General features: G+C 40.7%; 12 protein-coding genes, 1 tRNA gene and 1 pseudogene. 10 read left to right on the top strand and 4 right to left on the bottom strand.

The genetic code is table 11. The features are described 5' to 3' along the window. Nucleotides 1-623: 623 nt before the first annotated feature. The 9 genes and pseudogenes from ACYVJQ_RS12565 to ACYVJQ_RS12525 all read left to right on the top strand — a co-directional run. Entirely contained in the window at nt 624-4,103 is a 3,480-nt protein-coding gene (locus ACYVJQ_RS12565; protein ID WP_460893425.1) for a helicase-related protein, read from the top strand. 327 nt (nt 4,104-4,430) lie between these two features. Next, nucleotides 4,431-4,805 carry a hypothetical protein gene (locus ACYVJQ_RS12560; RefSeq protein ID WP_460893424.1) on the top strand — a complete coding sequence of 125 codons (375 nt, stop codon included), beginning with the start codon at nt 4,431-4,433 and terminating at the stop codon, nt 4,803-4,805. Between the two features lie 104 nt (nt 4,806-4,909). Continuing rightward, a complete protein-coding gene (locus ACYVJQ_RS12555; RefSeq protein ID WP_460893423.1) occupies nt 4,910-7,744 on the top strand; it encodes an SNF2-related protein in 2,835 nt (944 codons plus the stop codon). A gap of 1 nt (nt 7,745) precedes the next feature. Further along, entirely contained in the window at nt 7,746-10,697 is a 2,952-nt protein-coding gene (locus ACYVJQ_RS12550; RefSeq protein ID WP_460893422.1) for a site-specific DNA-methyltransferase, read from the top strand. Beyond that, entirely contained in the window at nt 10,697-13,936 is a 3,240-nt protein-coding gene (locus tag ACYVJQ_RS12545; protein ID WP_460893421.1) for a DEAD/DEAH box helicase family protein, read from the top strand. The genes ACYVJQ_RS12550 and ACYVJQ_RS12545 overlap by 1 nt, the downstream gene beginning before the upstream one ends. Nucleotides 13,937-13,984: 48 nt before the next feature. Next, the gene (locus ACYVJQ_RS12540) at nt 13,985-14,530 is read left to right on the top strand and encodes a DUF4365 domain-containing protein (protein WP_460893420.1); all 546 of its coding nucleotides are present in this window, start codon (nt 13,985-13,987) and stop codon (nt 14,528-14,530) included. A 17-nt stretch (nt 14,531-14,547) separates the two neighbouring features. Further along, nucleotides 14,548-14,895, top strand: coding sequence for a hypothetical protein (locus ACYVJQ_RS12535; protein WP_460893419.1), 348 nt, complete (start codon nt 14,548-14,550; stop codon nt 14,893-14,895). A 53-nt stretch (nt 14,896-14,948) separates the two neighbouring features. Further along, nucleotides 14,949-16,100: a phospholipase D-like domain-containing protein gene (locus ACYVJQ_RS12530; protein ID WP_460893418.1), complete on the top strand. Its 1,152-nt coding sequence runs from the start codon at nt 14,949-14,951 to the stop codon at nt 16,098-16,100. A 359-nt stretch (nt 16,101-16,459) separates the two neighbouring features. After that, nucleotides 16,460-17,431: pseudogene (locus tag ACYVJQ_RS12525) on the top strand (recombinase family protein); the annotation flags it as partial. 580 nt (nt 17,432-18,011) lie between these two features. Here the strand turns inward: ACYVJQ_RS12525 and ACYVJQ_RS12520 are convergent. The 4 genes from ACYVJQ_RS12520 to ACYVJQ_RS12505 form a co-directional block, all read right to left on the bottom strand. Continuing rightward, nucleotides 18,012-18,092, bottom strand: a tRNA-Leu gene (locus ACYVJQ_RS12520). A gap of 41 nt (nt 18,093-18,133) precedes the next feature. Then, a complete protein-coding gene (locus ACYVJQ_RS12515) occupies nt 18,134-18,673 on the bottom strand; it encodes an iron-sulfur cluster co-chaperone HscB C-terminal domain-containing protein (protein WP_460893417.1) in 540 nt (179 codons plus the stop codon). Nucleotides 18,674-18,754: 81 nt separating this feature from the next. Next, the gene (locus ACYVJQ_RS12510; RefSeq protein WP_460893416.1) at nt 18,755-19,045 is read right to left on the bottom strand and encodes a putative quinol monooxygenase; all 291 of its coding nucleotides are present in this window, start codon (nt 19,043-19,045) and stop codon (nt 18,755-18,757) included. Nucleotides 19,046-19,215: 170 nt separating this feature from the next. After that, nucleotides 19,216-19,995, bottom strand: a complete 780-nt coding sequence (locus tag ACYVJQ_RS12505; RefSeq protein ID WP_460893415.1) for an SAM hydrolase/SAM-dependent halogenase family protein — start codon at nt 19,993-19,995, stop codon at nt 19,216-19,218. Nucleotides 19,996-20,107: 112 nt separating this feature from the next. Here ACYVJQ_RS12505 and ACYVJQ_RS12500 point away from each other — a divergent pair, with 112 nt between their 5' ends. After that, the gene (locus tag ACYVJQ_RS12500; protein ID WP_460893414.1) at nt 20,108-21,151 is read left to right on the top strand and encodes a PhoH family protein; all 1,044 of its coding nucleotides are present in this window, start codon (nt 20,108-20,110) and stop codon (nt 21,149-21,151) included. Nucleotides 21,152-21,220 lie beyond the last annotated feature (69 nt).

Genomic DNA, 21,220 nt, shown 5'->3' with positions numbered 1-21,220 from the left:
ATGCCCATAGGCCCTGGTCCTGAGTTTCTGCATATATGGGTATTTTATCGCCACAACTTCCTTTTTGGAAAGGTTGCTGGGAAGTGTCTGCAAAGCGAAGAAGCGGATTTTCTCTCGTAGCTAGGGGTAGAGCAAAGTTAAATTAGCTTTTTATTGCCGCTTTGGGAGTTGTGGGCGTATTCGCACCAGCGCTGCCAGATTCCCTCATTGACACAGGCTGAGCCTTTGTATTGGCTGCCAGTCAGGGAGTTAAGTATCATATAGATTCTTTCAAGGCTGAGAGATTGCTTTTCGAGTCTTATTTTGCCACTGGGTTCCTGGTAAGCTTTTGGATTTTATAAAATCATCTTTGTTGAGCAGCAACTCAACTTCTTCATTGTAGAGTTGGCATTCTGGGCAGTAGCTATCATTGAGGATAAGTTCCATTGTTTGATCAGGTATTATAAAGCTGTTTCTAAATATACCTTTTTATTAGTTCTTCTATGTTGTATCTTTTAGAATATTTGTTTTTCATACATAAATTAAAGGCCTTTATTTATATTGGGGAAAAGTACCAATTAACAAAAATAGCATAAACCTGTCTTGTTAATTTATGCGACAAAACTCTTTCTATTTTTAGGTAAATGAATGATTTCGAGGAATTTATAAAAGTTGCAGTAAATGATATTAACACAAAAGGGTTTTGTCGCAGAAAATTCTCAAGCCTATTGTGGAGTCAATGGGGATACAAAAGGAAAAAAAAAGCCTTTTTGAACGGATTGGATCAGGCCTTGCTTGAGAATGACATTCTAGCCTACACCAAAGTTGACAATATCAAAAGAGGGAAGCCTAACTGGTCTTGGGCAGACTTAAGTAATAATGATTCATATATCACCTTTGTTTATAATTCAAATCTAATACTTAAAAATCCGCCCCGCGGAGTGCTCTTTAAAATGAATGTAGTTAACGAACCAACACCAACAGAAAAGCTTTTCACACAATACGCTTCAAAGGCAACAGAAATTTTGATTTGTTCTGCCTATGTAGATGAATATATGGCTTCGCTGCTGGCAGACATAGCTAAAGTGAATAATATAAAAGTTCGGTTTGTAGCTGATATAAACTTCAACAGCAATCCATATAGAAGGGGGATTATAAGGAGTAAAATTGAAACTGTCGGTACTTTCCGAACCTTGGCGGGAGTGAACAATGAAGATGGTATCATGCACCTTAAGCTTTATGTCTTTTATCTCGGCGATGGGGAAGTCTCTATATTTAATACTAGCGCGAACTTTACTGCTGCTGCATGGAGATACACTAACAGTGAATCTCCAGTAACCATCCAAACGGGAAGAACTGATAACACGCAGATTTCAATAATGGTTAACGCCGCTGAGAACATCTGGAATAAATCTGAAAATGTAGATAACTCAAACATGTTAAAACAAGGAGATAAAGTATCCCATCCTGGGTTTGGTATTGGGGAAATATTTAAAGTCACTGGTGATGCGGCGCAAGTTGTATTCACTGGAGGCAACTTTCAGACGGTGAAGTGCTCTGACCTGAATATGGTTGTGGATCCACTACAAATGATTGAAGAGGGAAGTAGTGGAGAAAGAGATACTATCCATAGAACAAAGGCGAAGTTCTTGGCACATTACTTATATGCACAGAATAGCTTAACAAACGAATTCTATGATTTCAGGATTAAGCCTGTTCCTCACCAATTGCTAGCGTTGAAGAAGTCAATTACGAGTCCTAATGGTGGAAACCTCCTTTTTGCAGATGATGTTGGGTTGGGTAAAACAATTGAGGCTGGGCTGGTAATTCAAAATACCATCAGGAGGATAGGTGAAGACAAGGCTAGGGTGTTGATTATGTGTCCTGCTGGGCTAAAATGGCAGTGGTATGAGGAGATGAAAGATAAATTCGGCTTGAGCTTCGAAGTATGGAAATGGCATACTACAGGTGGTGCCGAAGCGTTCAGTGGCAGTTTCCACGGTAAGAACAGAATGATAGCTTCTTACCATGGGATGGTGGTTGGCGACACCGAGGAAGCTATTCTGAGGATGATGGAAGCTTATGATCTTGTCGTTATAGATGAGTGCCATAAGTTTTCAAATGACGCGACGCAGTGGTGGAAGCTAACTAGAGATATGAGGGCGAACCATAAAGTAGGCCAATTGCTGCTTTTAAGCGCGACACCACATAGTGGTGACAGGAGCAGGTTCCTCAATCTTCTTCACCTTCTTGATAAGGAAGAATTTCCAAAGGGCACTGATACACAAGAATCTCTTAAAAAAGTGGCCTCCCAAGCTATAATTCAAAACTATGTTTATCGGAATGATAAACTGAGTGTGACAGACTTTGACAGTAAACCCCTGTTTAAGAATGTCACCACAAAATCCATAGATGTAGAACTCACCGTCGAAGAACAGCATTTCTGTGAACTGGTAGTAGATTATATCCGAGCACTAGACGAGGCGAAAAAGAAACTTTCAGGAAAAATTCAGACCCAAGTAGGGTTCGTTATTTCAGTTTATAGGAAAATGTTGGCTTCAAGCTGGAAAAATGTTTTCCGTTCCATGCAGGCTAGATACAAATACCTTCTCAACCAAGCTTTGGAGGAGGAAGGATATGAACCTCTATTCGATGCTGACGAGGAAATTGATGAAAAAGAAGAGAGGGATATCGCAAATCTGATGAAGGAAATGAAATCTTCTAAGATTGTGAAGAATGAAATTGAGTTCCTTGAGAAGATTGTAAACTTCGGGAAGGAGCTTGAGAAAAAAAATGTCGACACCAAAATTCAGAAGCTTATTGAAGTTATTAACGCCCCTGAATTTACTGGTCAAAAATTTATCATATTCACCCAATATGTGAAAACCCTTGAAATCATCAAGAAGGCATTAGGTGGAAAAGATTATGTTGCGGAGATCCAAGGGTCAATAAACGTTGAAGACAGGAAAGGTCAAGTTGACAAATTCAGGACAAAGGTCCGATACATGGTCTGCACTGAGGCAGGAGGCGAAGGCATAAACCTCCAATTTGCAAATAATGTCATCAACTTTGACATGCCATGGAACCCCGCTAGGTTGCAGCAAAGGATAGGGCGTGTTTGGAGATACGGTCAGGAGCAGGAGGTAAACTGTTTCAATTTCTTCGTGACAAATTCAATTTCAGACCAGCGCGTACTGGAAAGTCTCAACCAAAGGATCAATGAGATGGTTCGGAATTTTCTAGTACAGCTTGAATTCAACGGTATAAAAGAAGAGTTGCATGATGCTCTAATATATGATACTACAATCCGTGTGTTAGGAAAAGCCCAAGAGGAGGAAAGTTTTGAGTCTATTATGGGAATTCTTGATGATACCCTAAGAGATCATAGGTTAGTAGCCGCTGAGAATAGAATCAAAGCCGCCTTGAGCTTTGTGCAGCTAGAGCAGAAGGACTTAGCACCAAGTGTAGGAATTCCTTTAGAGGAAATAAGTAGCTTCTACGCGCCAAGGAGTATTAATTTCCTAAAACAATTTGCCGACTCTATAGCAAGGGCATTTGGGGGTTGTTTAAAAGAGCATGGCAATCAGGTATTCGAATTCATAAACATGGATCTTACTGAAGCTAGGCTTCCAAATACTCTATTTGAAAACAAAAAGTATGTTTTTGAACAAGGGAAGGCGGGCAAAAATGAAGGTGATAGGATTTACTTTTTCGGTTTTGGAGACGATTTTTTCACCCATATGGTGGAAATTAGTCGGAACCAATCTTTTGGCGGCTTAGTAGGATATGCTTCCGTTAAACTTCCTTTCTCCTCCACAACCAATGCAATTGCAATTGCATCTTCTGCTGCTACGAGTGTAGTGGTGAATAATGAAAGGTCAGAAAACTACAGTGTTTGTTCATTTATTTCAGTTTCTGATGGTACTGAGATTAGCCCCGAACATCTATTCGGAGAGGAGTGGTTTGAAACTGAAAAGGCGCAGAAGCTAGTTGACAAATCAATAATAGAGCAGAGTATGACTCATGTTTTTGATAATCATAAGCAGAAGTTAAAGGCATACAGACATAAAGAGTTTATTCTGACTTCACCAACTATAGAGTCAGCGCTTGCCCTTTCAAATTAACCATCAATGTTTACTCTTTGGCTTTCCCATGGAGGCCAAGGAGTAAACATTGATGCATACGCAATGTAGCTTCCAACTTTGGGGCATCAGGCTGTGGCCTGGAAAGGGATTAATATGGTTTAAAAAACAAAGCTTTAGCAATTCTGCGAAAGATGAAGCTTAGTAGAAATTTTACCTTTTTTTTAATTCGATTCGCATCAAACAAATTTCATTAGACTGGCTTGGTTGTGCAGTATAGTCACAACTAAGCCTAGCTATTCCATGCCATTCGGTTAAGATAATCAACCCTCGAAAAGAATTACTTCAACTTAATAATAAAGCTTTAACATGGATTCTCTTACAATTTTATTGATGCCTAATTTTAACCAGACCAGAAAAAGTATGGGATATGGGGAAGATGAGGACTATGATAGTGATGCTGTTGGTTTTCAGCAAGGCTATGACATGCATATGATGGAGATTGAGCCTGGTGAACAGTTTTCAATAGGGAAAAAGTGGCAATCTGCTACTCTTCAGTGTGATGGACGACTAATAAAAGTCAAAACAAAGAACGAGTGGGGCGATGATGAAATTGAAGAAGATGATGATCTAATTAGTTTGGCTAAAGGTTTTTATCTTTTTAATGAAGACGGAGAAACAATTGAGAAGATAGAGGATAAGGATTTTGACGAAGATGATTTTGATGAAGACGAGGAGTATTAAAAACAAACGGTGACATGGTGAAAGCGGGAGCTTTAGTCAATAACTTAAACTGCCGCTTTCACAACACCATTAAACCTTGTTCCTAAAGAAGTTATAATTATTAGATGATTACATCCTATCAAGCCAAATACTACGCTTACGAGCTTTTGAAAAGAGCTACTTCTGATTCATCAGAAAAATTCGGAGTGACCTTAATGGATGCTCAGGTAGAACTTAACCCACACCAGGTAGAAGCTGCGTTGTTTGCTTTTAAATCACCCTACTCGAAAGGGGCGATTTTGGCAGATGAAGTAGGGCTAGGTAAAACAATTGAAGCTGGGATCTTGCTAAGTCAGCAATGGGCTGAAAATAAGAAGCGGATCCTGATAATATGCCCATCTTCCTTGCGGAAGCAATGGGTGAATGAATTGGCCGATAAGTTTTATTTGAAGTCAGAAGTGATGGAAAGCAAAAACTTCAACGCTAAATACAAGGCTGGGATAAAGAATCCTTTTGATGATGGCAAAACCATTAAGATTTGCTCTTACCAATATGCCAGCAAGCAAGCAGATTTTATCCAGCTTACTTCATGGGATTTAATAGTACTGGATGAGGCACACTATCTACGGAACGTTCATAAAAACCCTGAAAGCATAGCAGGTAAGATTAGGAATGCCATAAAAGACTATAAAAAGATATTACTCACCGCTACGCCATTACAAAATCGCTTAGAAGAATTGTTTGGGCTTGTAGGTATCATTGATCAAACCGTATTTGGCGATATCAAGACTTTTAGAAAACAATATGTAAATGGTGATGCCGATTTATTGGAGCTAAAAGAGAAACTTAAGCCCATTGTACATAGAACCTTAAGGCAGGATGTTAGGGAATTCGTGCCATATAGAGAACGAATTCCAATTACCCAGCAGTTTGTTCCAACTAAAGAGGAGGCGCAGCTATATAATAACGTACTAGAATACCTTAGAACTGAAACCATCTACGCGTTGCCAAGGGCGCAAAGGCACCTGATGGAGTCGGTTATGTTCAAGTTGCTTGGTTCATCCTCCTTTGCCATTGGTAAAACATTGGAAGCGCTCATCAGACGCTTAAATATCATGCTTACCACATCAAAAGTGATTGAGGATGAAATCATATCATGGTTTGAGCAAGAGTACGAAAATTTTGAAGACGAACGTGAGGAGGCTGATATAGATAATGATGGTGTTGTCGCAGAAATCACTCAACAGGACAAAGAGAATATAGAAAAAGAAATAGCCCAGCTTACGGGATTTTTGCAGCTAGCGAATAGCATTGAACACAATGAAAAAGGGGAGAAACTGATTGTAGCGTTAGATACAGGCTTTTCAAAGCTAAAGGAGCTAGGTGCAAATCAAAAAGCATTGATCTTCACAGAGTCTACCAGAACCCAACAGTATCTTTTTGAGCGTCTCTCTAAGGAAGAATACAATGGAAAGATCTTGCTGTTTAACGGGAGCAACAATGATGAGCTATCAAGTGCTATTTACCAAAAATGGGTAGCTGATAAAAATAACTACGGTAAGCTGTCCAATTCAAGAAGTGTAGACATTAGAAATGCTCTGGTTGACGCTTTCAAAAGCGATGATTACCAGATCATGATTGCTACAGAAGCCGCTGCCGAAGGCATCAACCTGCAATTTTGCAGCATGGTGGTTAACTATGACTTACCCTGGAATCCCCAGCGAATTGAACAGCGCATAGGCAGATGCCATAGGTACGGGCAGTTACATGATGTAGTGGTAGTTAATTTCCTAAATAGCGATAACGAAGTTGAAAATAGGGTGTTTGAACTACTCAATCAGAAATACACTTTGTTTCAGGGTGTTTTTGGGTGCTCAGACCATGTACTAGGCAGTATAGAAAATGGCGTTGATTTTGAGAAACGCATGATAGAAGCCTATAAAAGATGCCGAACTAAAGAAGAAATAGCTGCCTACTTTAAAGCACTAGAGGAAGAGTTCAAGGATGCCATTGACCAACGCATCAAAGAGGTTCAAAGCGTTCTTTTCCAAAACTTTGAAGGTAGTGTCATTAACAAGCTCAGAATTACCTACTCCCAAACTAAAACATTCTTAGAGAAATTTGAGAAATGGCTCTGGGAAATCACCAGGTTCTATTTGGTCAATTTGGCTGAGTTTGAACCAGAAGATTTCACATTTAAGTTGATTGATTCTGGGGACAGGTACACCCTCAATAAAAAGCGCACTGATGCTAAACATTACCGAGTACAGAGCGAAGTAGCCCAAAAACTTTTAGCTAAAGCCAAAGTGGAAAAAACCGATAAGGCGCACTTAGTCTTTGATTTAGCATCTTCCCCGATTCGGTATAATGAATTAGAGCTACTAAGGGGTACAAAAGGCTTGCTGAAGATTAGTAATTTAGCGGTAGTTTCTGAGATAGAACAACACGATACGTTGATTCTAACTGGTACCACTAAAGACAAAAAGGTTCTTTCCGAACAAAATCTCCGAGACCTTCTGAATGTTAACATCCAAACGGAGGCTTTTGCCAAGTTTGATACAGATGAACTGGAAAAGCAACATCAGAAAAACAAAAAACAGAAACTTGACTTTCTTGAAAAAACAGACGCTGCCTTTATGCAGCGGGAGTTTACCAAGTTTGAGCGATGGGCAGATGATAAAATCCAATCTCTGGAGATTGACCTGAAGGAGGAGCGGCAAAAACTGCGTGAACTAGATCGGGAGCAGCACAAAGAGAACATATTAGCTCAAGAACTCATTGAGCTACAGGAAAAGGTCTCCAAAATCAGACGGAAGTACAATCGTTTGAGACAAGAGATTTATGACCGTGAAGATGAGATCAACGAGCAACGTGACAACATGATTGCTGAGGCAAAAGGCAAACTAACCCGAACCGTGAAGGAAGAAGAGCTATTCACGGTATCATTTGAAATTATTTAAAATGAACAATTACAACCAATTAAAAGACGTACTCAACGATATATTTGAGCTGAACAAAGCAGACCTGGATTTTGGTATTTATCGTATCATGAACCAAAAACGCAAGCAGGTAAATGAGTTTATTGACAAACAGCTCCCTGAAGATATAAAGAAGGCATTAAGCGAAACGCAATCATCTGATAAAGCGGAGATTGAAAACGAGCTTAAAGAAATTGAGAAGCAGGCAATAAAATATAAGTTCGACTTAGAGCAAAACGAAGAATATGTCAGATTACGTGAAAGATTAAAAATTGCAGAGAATACAGATGTTCTGGAGCAGGAGGTCTTTTCACATCTGGCAAATTTCTTCCGCAGGTATTATAAGGATGGCGATTTCATCTCTATGCGCAGATACAAGAAAGATGTATATGCTATACCCTACGAAGGCGAAGAGGTAAAACTGCACTGGGCGAATCACGACCAGTATTATATTAAATCGTCGGAGAACTTTAAGCACTACAGTTTCCATACTCCGAATGGCAAGAAGGTTACTTTTCAATTGAAGGAAGTAAGCACCGAGCAAAATAACAACAAAACACAGGGAGATGGGGATCGTAGGTTTGCAATTTGCATTGACCAGCCTGTAGAGGAAAACAAAGATGAATTGCTCATCAACTTTATTTACGAACCATCTACGAAAGCATCGAAGCAAGATGTTTTGCTAAATGAGGCACTGGAATTACTTAGCGAAAAAACTCCAAGTAGCTATGCTGCTGTATTTACCCTCAGTTCAACCGAGAAAAACAGCAAACGAACGCTACTAGAAAAGCACCTTAATGATTACGTAGCTAAAAACAGTTTCGATTATTTCATTCATAAAGATCTAGGTGGATTCTTATCTCGTGAGCTAGACTTTTACATCAAGAATGAAGTTTTGTATCTGGATGACATCAACACCATACAAGCCGATTTCTTTGTTGCACAGTTAAGCAAGGTAAAAGCCATAAAAATAGTAGCGCAAAAGGTAATAGACTTTTTGGCACAAATAGAAAACTTCCAGAAAAAGCTCTGGTTGAAAAAGAAGTTCGTTATTCGTACCGACTATTGCATTACGCTGGACAAGATACCTAGTTCATTTTACCCTGAGATAATCCAAAACAAAGCTCAACTAGCTGAATGGAAACGTCTGTTTGATGTGGATATACAAAACGATGGACAATTGACCTTTGAGCAGTTCTTGGTTTTGGATACCAAATTTTTTGACGAGAACTTTAAAGACCGTTTGCTTGGGCAAATTGAAGATTTGGAAGATCAAATAAATGGTATATTGATTAATTCAGAGAACTTTCAAGCAACAAGTCTCCTAATGGAGAAATATCAAGAAAGTATTAGCAATATTTATATCGATCCACCATACAATAGTGAGCAGGATAGGGCGCAAGGCAAATTTGTTTATAAAGACAACTTTGAATCATCTTCTTGGCTTACAATGATGAAGGACAGAATTCTCCTATTAAAAGATATAATGTCATTTGATGCAAATATTTTTATCAGTATAGATGACAATGAATTAAATAACCTAAAAAAGTTAAATGATCAGATTTTTAGCAAAGAAAACTTCATTGAGTTATTTTCATGGACTAGAACACTTTCTCCTTCTAATCTGTCTAAGAAGTCAAAAAAAGTTGTTGAATTTGTCTTGTGCTATGAAAAAAATAAAAATAATTTTCGATACGTGGGGATTAAATCGGAAGCCGAGAATGATAATCCACTCATAAAAAAGAATAATAATTATAAGGAACTAACATTCCCTAAAGACAAGATTGAATGTAAACTTAAAGATGGATTTTACAAAAGCGGATTATATGGTACAAAAACTAATAAAGTCGAGCTTGTTCATGATGTTGAGGTGTTGAATGGAGTTTTTCAAAGTGATTTAGTATTAAAATCAAATTTCATTTGGGAGCCAAGTAACTTAAAATCAGAGTTAGATGCTGGTACACGTGTAATATTTAAAACTGATTCGTTTGCTCCTAGGTATGACAAAGTTGATTACGATGCTGCAGTTCCAAGTAATTTGATTGATGAATCATGTGGTGTAAAAACTAATGACTTTGAAAAGAACAGATTAAATGATTTAGGGTTTGAAGGTATGTTCGATTACCCTAAGCCAACATCATTAATGGAGTATTTGCTAAAATTCAACCTAAATGATGATTCAATTGTTGCGGATATTTTCGCAGGCTCAGGCTCAACAGGGCATGCTGTTATTAGAATGAATAGGGCTGAAAGAAATATTAAATATCTGCTTGTAGAACAAGGAGAGTATTTTAAAACAGTTACCAAACCTAGAATCAAAAAAGTTATTTATTCGGATAATTGGAAAAATGGCAAGCCTCAAGACAAGGGTGGTATTTCGCAGATAGTAAAGTATCAGATTTTAGAAAGCTATGAGGATACACTTAATAACCTATTTTTAAAAACAAATATAGAATTAGATTTTAGAGGTAAAGTTGAAGAAGAATATCTTTTACAATATATGTTGGAAATGGAAAGCCGTGAGCACTTATTTAATCTTGAAATGTTCCGAAAACCATTTAATTACCAATTAAAGGTTACCGAAAACAACGAACTAAAACCAACCCAAGTAGATTTGGTTGAAACGTTCAATTATCTCATTGGCTTATATGTAAGCAAGGTTCAGCGAGTAAAAGATATAAAAGTAGTAGAAGGTATAACCAGAACAGGAGTTAAAACGCTTGTGATATGGCGAGACTTGGATACAACTACCCATGATGAAGTGGAAAAACTATTGCGCAGATTCTACGACAGCCAACGCACCAAAGAGTTCCAGCAGATTTACATCAACGGTGACCATCATCTTGAAAACCTCCGCTCGGAAGGAGAACAGTTCAAAATCAAACTAATTGAGGAAACCTTCTTCAAGAAAATGTTTAACGAGGTAGAACTGTAATGGCAAATTTTCATGATAAAATCGTACTCAATAAGTACGTCTTATCGCTTTTTGGTATAGATGCCATTGGTGCTAAAATCGTTTCCAAAGAAGGATTAGAAGTATTCAAAGAGCTCAAACTTTCCGCTGCCGAAGGGTACACAGAAGAGGGAAATACAAAGTTTCTTGAGCAGCTAAAAGCTCATCTGTACCTTACTGAACATGTTAACGAATCAATGCTTCAGCAGTATGATGAAAACATCGTACGTTATACTCATGAAATATCGGATGGTCGTGATGAACTGATTGTTTGGAAGTACTTCCAATATCTCTCCCTGTTGTTTACAGAGATTTACCTAGATAAATTCTTTAGCAATAAAAAGTTGCTTCAGCATGATTTAAACCAATTCGTTCAGAAATTCAATACCAAACAAGTTGAAGCAATAGCGTCTGGCAAGAAACTGAAAAAGGGTGAAAAAGTTTACGAGGTTAGTCCTTTTAAGGAAACAGACTTAAATAAACTTGCATTTTGGAATGCCACTGGAAGCGGCAAAACGCTTTTAATGCATGTAAATATTAAACAGTACCTGTATTATGCCCAAAAACACAGCAAAGGGCATGAAAGCAAGATTTTACTGATTACTCCCAATGAACCTTTGTCAAGGCAGCATTTGAATGATTTTAATCTATCTGGTATTCCTGCAAACATTTTCACCAAGAATCAGTCTGGCATGTTTTCTGGCAGGGAAGTGGAAATCATAGAGATTTCTAAACTGTCAGAAGAAAGCAGGGATAAAACCGTGGCAGTAGATAGTTTTGAAACCCACAACTTGGTTCTAATAGATGAAGGCCACGGTGGTATGAGCGGTGATCAATGGAAAAGATTTAGGGATAAACTCAGCACAACAGGTTTTGCGTTTGAATACTCCGCTACTTTCGGGCAAGCAATTAGTGCAGCAGCAAAAGGAAAGAAAGAAGAGCTTACACAGGAGTACGCCAAAAGCATATTGTTTGACTACTCATACAAATACTTTTATGAGGATGGGTATGGCAAAGACTACCGCATACTCAACTTGAAAGAAGATAATCTTGATTTCAAGAACAAGTACCTAACGGCCAACCTTCTCTCTTATTACCAACAGTTACTCATTTTTAAAAACAAGCCCGAAGTCGCCACACAGTTCAGGCTTTTCAAACCACTTTGGGTATTTGTAGGCAGTAGCGTAAACGCGGTAAGAACCGAAAACAAGAAGGATACATCAGATGTCCTTGACATTGTACATTTTCTCACTGACTTCCTGAAGAACAAAGACGAGTATATCAAAAATATTGAGCTTATCCTTATCAATAAAGCAGGGTTGTTGGATGGAAAAGGCTACAGTATTTTCGAAGGTAGTTTTGCCTACTTAGAAGAACTTGAACTTACGCCTGAACAGATTTTTGAAGGCATCAACAGAGAAGTATTCCATAACAATAACCTTGGCTCAAATCTTTATCTGGATAACTTGAAAGGTGCATCTGGTGAATTGGGTTTGAGGGTAGGTGATACGGATAAATACTTTGGTGTAATCAATGTTGGTGACGAAAAGAAACTTCATGATCTTGCCATGAACAATGGGGTTCTGGGTGCAGACAAAGATTTCTCTGAGTCGCTTTTTGCCCAGATAAATCAGGCTCAACCCAAACAAGAGATCAACCTTTTGATTGGATCTAAGAAATTTTCCGAAGGCTGGTCATCCTGGCGCGTTAGTTCTATGGGTTTGATGAACATTGGAAAATCAGAAGGCTCACAAATTATTCAGTTATTTGGCAGGGGGGTTCGCTTGCAGGGTTATCAGTTCAGCCTGAAACGGTCTCTTGGGTTAGATGATTACCAGCGGCCAGAGAACTTAAAAGCAATTAGAAAATACCTACGCCCTTTGGAAACCCTTCAGATTTTTGGTGTTAAAGCTAATTACATGGAGAAATTCAAAGAGCTATTGGAGGAAGAGGGTTTGCCTACAAACGCAGGCGATTGGGTTACCATAACCATACCAACGCAGAATAAATTAGACATAGCAGCCAGCGGTCTAAAGCTCATTCAGGTTAAGGAATCGGAGAACTTCAAAAGGAAGGAGATTGTAAAGCTTGAGTTGAACACTGCTGTTTTCAATAACAAACAGGTTGAAGTTGATTGGTATCCCAAAATTGACTCGCTGGAAAGCACTAAATCAAATAAGGTAGAAACAGCTAAACAAGTCTGTTATTTAGAGAAGCACCATTTCACACTAATTGATTGGACTAAAGTATATTTTGATATACAGAACTTCAAAGCTGCCAAAGGATACCCCAACCTTGAGATTGAGTTGACCTCCCTGCAACAAATCATACAGAGCAATGCTTGGTATAGAGTTTACATACCCCAAGACAAAATGGAGTTCAGTGCCTTCAAAAACGTAATGGTATGGCAGGAGTTAGTGACCGTACTACTCAAAAAATACATTGAGCAGTATTACCTGTACTTTAAAAACAGGTTTAACGCTGAGCACATTGAAACACGTAAACTTTTACCTACAGACGATAACCTGATTCTACAGTACGACATTCGGCTTAACAAAAACGAAGAAGTAGAAGACCTAGAGAAGAAGTTTTTGAAGCTAAAAACTGAATTTAAGGACAGTGCTTTCAAAACGATACAAATTGCTAGTCAAGTTGAAGCATTTGATCAGTTGATGCATTTGTACAAGCCCTTGGTGTATGTAGGCAAAGGATATGAGAACAAGCTTCAAGTATTTCCAGTGGCACTTAATGATTCTGAGAACCTATTCATGAAAGATTTTGAATCGCAGGTAAAAGGAATCAAAGAATCAGAGGCGCTTGATGAGGTTTTCTTATTGCGTAACCAAAGTAAAAAAGGTATTGGCTTTTTTGCGGAAGGTAATAACTTCTATCCTGATTTCATTCTTTGGATCAAAAAAGGAAATAAGCAGTACCTCACGTTTATAGATCCCAAGGGTATCAGAAACTCAAAAGGAATAAAGGATCCAAAAATTCAGTTTTATAAGTACCTGGCTGAAAAAGTGCAACCTCAGGTCAGTGGTGAAAATTTGGTGTTGAACTCGTTCATCATTTCTAATACTAAATGGATTGAAGTAAACTGGAAGGATAACCTGTCAATCAGTGATTTTAACAATAACCATGTATTCTTTCAAGAAGATCAAAATTCAGATTATATCACTAGGCTAATCGATAAGGTTACATTAGATGCGGCTCTAGTATAAAATTGAGTTGCCCTAGCATGATTGCTCAAATGGCTTGAATATTCCCAAATGAACTCTTATAATCTCTTCCATGATTTGATTTACGATGGCCTTACTCACCTTCAGGTAGGTAAGATCGGTGAGTACTGGTTTAAGCTAATCCTGACCTTAAAAGGGTTTGACACCTATACATCGGAGGTAGACGACAAGGGCATAGATTTCATTGTGCGCGTCAACGACAACCGACATGTGGACATTCAGGTAAAGACCATCAGGCGTGAGAAGACTAGCTATGTGTTCGTTTCAAAAAACGCTTGGGAAAACCAACTGCGGGAAAACCTCTATCTAGGGCTGGTGATTTTGCAGAACGGCACCCTGCCCCAGACCTACATGATACCATCAACCGCATGGTTGGAGGAAAGCGCCCTCTTCAGAAACAGGGATTACATGGAGCTGGGCCAGAAAAGTAAGCCTGAGTGGGGCTTGAACCTTTCCGCTAAGAATATGCCTCTGCTCGATCAATTTAGGATTGAGAATCAACTGGGAGGGCTGAGGCCAACTGACCCAGAAAACCCTGGTACAGTCGTGAGCGAGGAGGAACTGGAAATATCTTAATTAAATACGTGACCATTATGGACAATGAGATAGAGTATATAGAGGAAGATGCAGCTCAAACCATACACCAGAATATTAGCCCAGTCCTTAGGGCAAAGCTTACGGTTGAGGATATTATTGATATTCTGGATATAGAGTTTGAATTCCAGCATTCAATCGGGCTGACCAGCGAAAGTAAGCCTATTGTTGATTATCCTATCCCTGTTGATGAAGAGAAGAAGCTGGAATACATTCTGAAAGGTTGTTGGGAAGAAGGGCTTGAGCTGACGCGGGAGGAACTTCTGGAAGTGTTCGAGATGGAGATCATCTACCTCAGAAAGATAGGTGCTATCGAAGATGACGGTATGTCACAACACTTAAACTGATAGTGTCTATAAGTTGAATTACTGAAAGGGACGATTACAAATGAGGAAAGCGTATGGCTAAGGCGGCTTTCTCCCAGATAGAAGGGGAAATCACAGAATATATTTCAAAGGCTGAAAAGTCAATTCTGATCGCTGTAGCCTGGTTCACCAACAAGCGGCTATCCAGCCTGCTGTTGGAGAAGCTCTCGGAGGGAGTATCAGTCGAGCTGATCATCCGAGATGACCATATTAATAATTCTGACTCTGACGCATCTCTTCGGTGGGCTGAGTTCCTTAGCAGGGGAGGTCGACTATATTTTCCCTCTACCGCCCAGACCATGCACAATAAATACTGCATCTTCGATGGGAATACAACGGTCACAGGCTCCTATAACTGGACCTACCAAGCCGAGCATACTAATCAGGAGAATATCATAACTGTGGAAGATTATGAACTGGCGAAATCCTTCTTTGTTGATTTCAACCGCCTAAAGGGATTATGCCAGACGGTACAGAACAGCGTATTGCTGAACCAAAGTAGAATTTCCGATGCGTCAGCAGAGGAGAGGGAGTATGTAGACCATGAGCAAAGATTGGCTGAGAAGATCCTGAACTTTGAGGAGTTGCTTTTGCAGGCGGATGATCTGTACTGCCACAAGAGATATGAAGAGGCAGCCGTTCTTCTCCAGAATCTTATCTCTTCCGATAAGACACAGGCAGGCGCCTGCCATATTCTCGCTAACGTGAGGTTCAGGCAGAGCCAGTTCGAAGAGCAATTGCGATTGGCTGAACTAGGCCTAAGGCTGGAAGGTGAAAATGCCGATCTTCACAATGTGGCTGGGCTTGCCAAACAGTGGCTGGGGGATTATCTGGGAGCTATAAAGTGCTTTGATAAAGCGATTAGCCTGTCCCCAGATAACACTGACTTCTATTACAATAAATATCTATCGTTAAAAAAATCAAACCAAGTTACGGCAAGCGACAATACTGCACATGAACTTATTACGGTGAGTACTAATTTAATAAGGAAGTGGAAAGAGAAGGGGCGCTCGCCTTCTTTGATACTAAAAACACACATCAACAGGGGCTTGATGAGAACACATAGTGTTGATCGACAGGACTCTGCCGCAAAAGCCTATGAAATCTTCGAGGGCCTGCCCGAAGAGGAACGTGACTACCATGACTTAGATAACATTGACTATCTTAAGGCTTTTCGAGCATTTTAGTGCAAGTCATAACCCATTCTCATGTAAAAGCCAATCGCCCTTTCAAAGCGCTTCCATGTGCATAATGAGCTTTGGTAATCTTTTTCAAATTCCTCCTTATCCTCTGAATTTAGGGAATAGGTGAAAGGGACTCCAGTGGAATCCCAAATTTCACAGTGTTTCGTCCGTATAGGTGGTTAGCTCATAACCTGAACGTGTCGAAATGACCGTCCTAAAGAATCCTTTTGCCAGTTCTTGTATGTTACCTATAAAAGTTTCCGATGTAGTATCAAAGAAATGGTCTATGTTTCTAAATAGGTTGTAGAGTATTGAAAGTTGTATTTAAGAACCATTTAATTGATACTAATTTATCATTGAATATGGATCAAAATTATTTCAAAAGGTTTGCTCCTTCAAGTGCTGATAAAGTAACTGGTAAGGAAAAGAATGCAGTTATATACACACGCGTGTCATCTAAAGAGCAGCTTTCGAATGATAGTCTTAATACACAGCACAAAGAATGCACAGGCTTTGCCTTAAAGAATGGATTCACTATAAAAAAGTATTTCGGTGGTGTCTTTGAATCTGCAAAGTCTGATGAGGATCGGAAAGAATTTAGGGCAATGCTTGATTACGTCACGGCTGAAAAGAACAAAATAGGAGCAATAATTTGTTTTAATTATGACCGATTTTCCAGAACGGGTTTACAAGCTATTGAAATAATATCGCTTTTACAACGCCATTCTATTAAGGTTTTTTCGGCAATAAATTCCTTCGATCCTGAATCACTTGAGGGTAAAGTCATGCTGACGATGACCCTACTTCAAGCGAATATTACAAACGTAAATAAGAGCTTGGATACTAAAAGGAAGATGAGGGAGAAGATTAAAAATGGTATTTGGGTGCATAATTGCCCACGAGGTTATGCAAGAGACTCAAAAAAGGAGATCTACATCACAAAAGAAGGTGAAAACATAAGAGAGGGCTTTCAAATGCTTTTAAAGGGGTACTCTCCTATAGAAATCCAAAGATTCTTACACTTAAGAGGAATCAGGATCAATACAAAGAGGTGGGCTGAAATATTTAGAAACCCCTTTTATTGTGGTGTAATGGTTTCAAACTCCTTGGATTATGTTCCTACGGAAGGTAAACACCCTAAGCTAATCTCTATAAAAGAGTTCAAGAGGGTAATGGAGGTGTTAGATAGGGGAGGATACCCTAGAAACAAAGATATTTCGGTAAATACTGGGTTGCCACTGAAAGGTGTTTTAAGGTGTGTCGATTGTGGAAATAAATTCACTGGCTATTTAAACAAGAAAAAGCAAAAGCATTATTACATCTGCAATAATAAAGAGTGTAGGGTTAATGTAGCTGCCTTGCATTGCAATAAAGCGTTTGTTGAATACCAGCGGAACATAATCCCTATTACACTTACTTCAACTATGCTGACCCAAAGGCTGGAGCAGGTGTTTGTCGAACTAAATAGAATAAACAAAGAGGAGGTTCAGTGCCGTGAGGTCGAATTGGTAGATGTAAAGAAAAAAATCAATCTTCTGGCAGAAAAGCTGCTTTCGGGTGTGGTCACCAATGATCTTTTCAAGGAAAAACTACAAGAGTTAGAATCTGAGCGTGGGTTTTTGGACACTGAGCTTGAAAAGCTGCGAATTAATTTATCGAACCCCCAGGAAATGGTAAAAAAGTGCATCCAATATGTGCGAAAATCGCCGTTTCTGTGGCAAAATGAGGGTGTTTCGGTTAAACGTAGCGTGCAGGAAACCACCTTCAGAGGTAATATTTTCTACGACAAGAAAAATGACACTTATCGAACCGAAAGGGTTAACTCAGTTTATCATCTAATTACCACTATTACAGCGAGTTACGGCAATAAAAAAGCGGACTTGTCACTGTCTATAGTGAACAAGTCCGCTGGAGTACCCAGAGCCGGAGTCGAACCGGCACATCAAAGATATTGGTGTTTGAGACCAACGCGTCTACCAATTCCGCCATCTGGGCATTTACTGTTGGTAGCTCCTGAAAGCAAAGCGAGAAACTCTTTATCTGTCAGAAGAGGATGCAAACTTATTCAATGATTCCTTTATACGCAAGAGGTAGCGCTGTTTTAGGTAGTAATTTTTTACTTTTTGCAGGGCTTCCGCCTGAGCCTCAGGCGCTAAATCTTTGTAAGATTCCAGCACGGGCCAGATTTCAGCCTTCAAAGCGCCCTCAATCTCGTTGGTTTGGTCAGAGACAATCTTAAACTGCACCGAATCATAGTCCATTTCCAGGTCCATGAGCTGCTCGTTCAGTTCCATAACCTCCATGAGAAAGTCCTGGGGTAAATCATTGTCGCCGCCCTCTTCCAGCAGGCCATGCTGTTCCAGAATGTATTGCATACGCTTGTCAAAGTGGGAGAGGGTGCGGTAAGCGTTGGTATTGAGGGTAGACTTTTCTAAAATCTCCTGTTGTTTTTCAGGTGATTCCAGGGTGTAAAAATCTGGGTGATACTCCCGGCTAAGGGCATAATATTTGGCTTGGATGGCTTTCTCGTCAGAGAGAAAGCTTTCCGGCATATTATAGAATTGGAAGTAGTTCACGGTACAAAGGGAGGCTAGAGGTAAACAATAGTTACTAGACGTAAGAACATGGCCCGAAGATTCAGCCAAGGTTACGGAATATTACACTGCGGCAGGTTTAAAGGAAAATGCTTGGGCCGGCTCCGCGAACAAGGCCTTGGTGGGCTTCCAGACGCTTCCAAAGAGCTCCGAATTACGGTAATTGTTCAGCGCCTCGTCAGAGTCCCAGTGGCTGTAGGTGCTGTACACGTGTGGCAGGTGGTAGTCTTGGAGGAGCTCAACGCTGCGGCAACCCGGAAAAGCAGCAATCTTTACTTTAGATACCTTAAAGATCTCCAGAAAGGCTGGCACGTTCTCTGGGTGAAACGTCATGCGTACTACACGGATGAGCATTTGTAGAAGGAATTAGTTAATCTGAAAAAAAGAAGGAGAAGGGTTTTTGTGACTCGTTTCCGTTTTGAGCCTGTTTTTTGAAAAACAGGCTCAAAACGGAAACAGACGCTATATCCGAAAGTTGAGGCAGGAACACTGAAAAATCTTACTACCTACTTCTAAATTCTTGCTTATTCTCCCTGTTCCTGTGCAAAATGCACTTCTACTGGTGAGTCAAAGTACATGCCCAGCAGTTCTGAGGCATGACCTTTGTTGATACCAATGGTGAGGTACCCTTGCCGGTTGAAAAGGGCCACGCAGTCGCCTTCGCCGGGTTCATTGTAGCGGGTACTTAGGCGGTCAATCACCTCGCGGTTAAATTGAATGGTGAACCGGCGGCCATGGCCAATGGCGTCAATGCTGTCTCTGGAGATATCGGTGATCAGGTTGCCATAATGGTCTACGTGTACCACGTGGCCGGTAATGGAGTGGTCGTTGAGCCGTAGCTGACGGTTAATGAGTTGCACCATACCGTCGGCTAGTTCGCCTACCTCTGCCATGGAACTTCCCTGGGCCAGGGCGGCGGCGGCCGGGGCCATGATGTCACGGGCAGGGGAGGAGGATTCTTTCAGGTAAGGCAGGTCAACCAGCTGCTCGGGGTCCCCTTCAGTAAGCAGGGAAAGCAGCCCGTTATCGGCGCAAACAAAATAGTGCCCCTGGTGGCGGGCCACCTGGTACCTGCCGCTACGGGTGCCATGGGTGTCTACACAAACCAGGTGCACGGTACCCACGGGGAAATCCCGGAATACGGCATTGATGACATGGTACCCATAGGCAATATTAAACGGCTCTACGTGGTGCGAAATATCAACAATGACTTGTGCAGGGTTGAGTGTCAGGATTTTAGCTTTAACGGCGGCCACGTAGTGGTCCTTGGTGCCAAAGTCTGACAAAAATGTAATAAATCCCATGGGAACGGTCGGTCAAAAAAGAACTTTAATATCGCTATATTTGTCTTATAACAAATCTACTATATTTTCAGTAGAATGGTTCTAAAACCTACATTTTAAACAGTACTAGCCTTTGGTAGAAAAGACAATAACCCTAGAGAATATCTCTTTAGTAGATTTCCTGGGCCTGGAGAATCAGAATATAAAACAATTGGCCGCCGCTTTCCCCAGCAGCAAAATCATTTCACGCGGCAATGAGATAAAGATTCAGGGCCAAACCCCTGAAATCACCAAAATACACGAAATCCTTTCCTCCCTTATTGAGCATTACCACCAGTACGGGAAAATCACAGACAAGAGCGTGCATAAATTCCTGACCGCCGACAATGACTTTGAGGACGACGTGGTCATCACCTCGCCGGACGTGATTGTGTATGGCAGCAAGGGCGGCGTGATCAAAGCCAAAACCCCTAGCCAGCATAAGTTGGTGGAGGCCGTTTCTAAGTATGACCTGGTGTTTGCGCTGGGGCCTGCCGGTACGGGTAAAACCTTTATCTCGGTGGCCATGGCCGTAAGGGCGCTTAAAAACAAGGAGGTAAAGAAAATCATCATCTCCCGCCCGGTGGTAGAGGCCGGCGAGAGCCTTGGTTTCCTGCCCGGCGACATGAAAGACAAAGTAGACCCGTATCTGCGGCCTATCTATGACGCCCTGGAGGAGATGATCCCCGTGGAGAAGCTCAAGTACTACTATGAGAATAAGATCATAGAGATAGCGCCCCTGGCCTACATGCGCGGCCGTACGCTCAACAACGCGTTCGTGCTCCTGGATGAGGCCCAGAACACCACGCCCATGCAGATTAAGATGTTCATGACCCGTATGGGCCCCACGTCTAAAGTGATGATCAACGGTGACCGCACCCAGATTGACTTACCGCGTAACCAGAAGTCTGGTTTGATAGACGCCATGTCTGTGTTGCGTGACGTGAAAGGCATTGGGTTTGTAGACATGAGCGCCCAAGATGTGATACGCCACCAATTGGTGAAAAACATAGTGGAAGCGTATTCTAAAAATGATGAGCGCAAGCAGAAGGAGCGCGAAATGAACGAGGACGCGGAGGCAGAAAACAACCAGGATGCCCCACGCCGCCGGCAGAATTTCAGACGCTACGATGACTAATTTCTAACGGCGCGGGCCTGCCTTCCTGTTGGGGGAGCAGGCCCGCGTTCCTTTTACCTAAGGGTATTG

This window comes from Rufibacter soli (assembly GCF_054781795.1).
Note: the sequence above shows the minus strand (reverse complement) of the source record. Positions and strands in the feature narration are given on the sequence as shown.

Excerpts from the sequence above, each read along its gene's own strand:
- ACYVJQ_RS12565 (WP_460893425.1), top strand. The coding sequence starts at position 624 with ATGAATGATTTCGAGGAATTTATAAAAGTTGCAGTAAATGATATTAAC.
- ACYVJQ_RS12560 (WP_460893424.1), top strand. The coding sequence starts at position 4,431 with ATGGATTCTCTTACAATTTTATTGATGCCTAATTTTAACCAGACCAGA.
- ACYVJQ_RS12555 (WP_460893423.1), top strand. The coding sequence starts at position 4,910 with ATGATTACATCCTATCAAGCCAAATACTACGCTTACGAGCTTTTGAAA.
- ACYVJQ_RS12550 (WP_460893422.1), top strand. The coding sequence starts at position 7,746 with ATGAACAATTACAACCAATTAAAAGACGTACTCAACGATATATTTGAG.
- ACYVJQ_RS12545 (WP_460893421.1), top strand. The coding sequence starts at position 10,697 with ATGGCAAATTTTCATGATAAAATCGTACTCAATAAGTACGTCTTATCG.
- ACYVJQ_RS12540 (WP_460893420.1), top strand. The coding sequence starts at position 13,985 with ATGAACTCTTATAATCTCTTCCATGATTTGATTTACGATGGCCTTACT.
- ACYVJQ_RS12535 (WP_460893419.1), top strand. The coding sequence starts at position 14,548 with ATGGACAATGAGATAGAGTATATAGAGGAAGATGCAGCTCAAACCATA.
- ACYVJQ_RS12530 (WP_460893418.1), top strand. The coding sequence starts at position 14,949 with ATGGCTAAGGCGGCTTTCTCCCAGATAGAAGGGGAAATCACAGAATAT.
- ACYVJQ_RS12510 (WP_460893416.1), bottom strand. The coding sequence starts at position 19,045 with ATGCTCATCCGTGTAGTACGCATGACGTTTCACCCAGAGAACGTGCCA.
- ACYVJQ_RS12505 (WP_460893415.1), bottom strand. The coding sequence starts at position 19,995 with ATGGGATTTATTACATTTTTGTCAGACTTTGGCACCAAGGACCACTAC.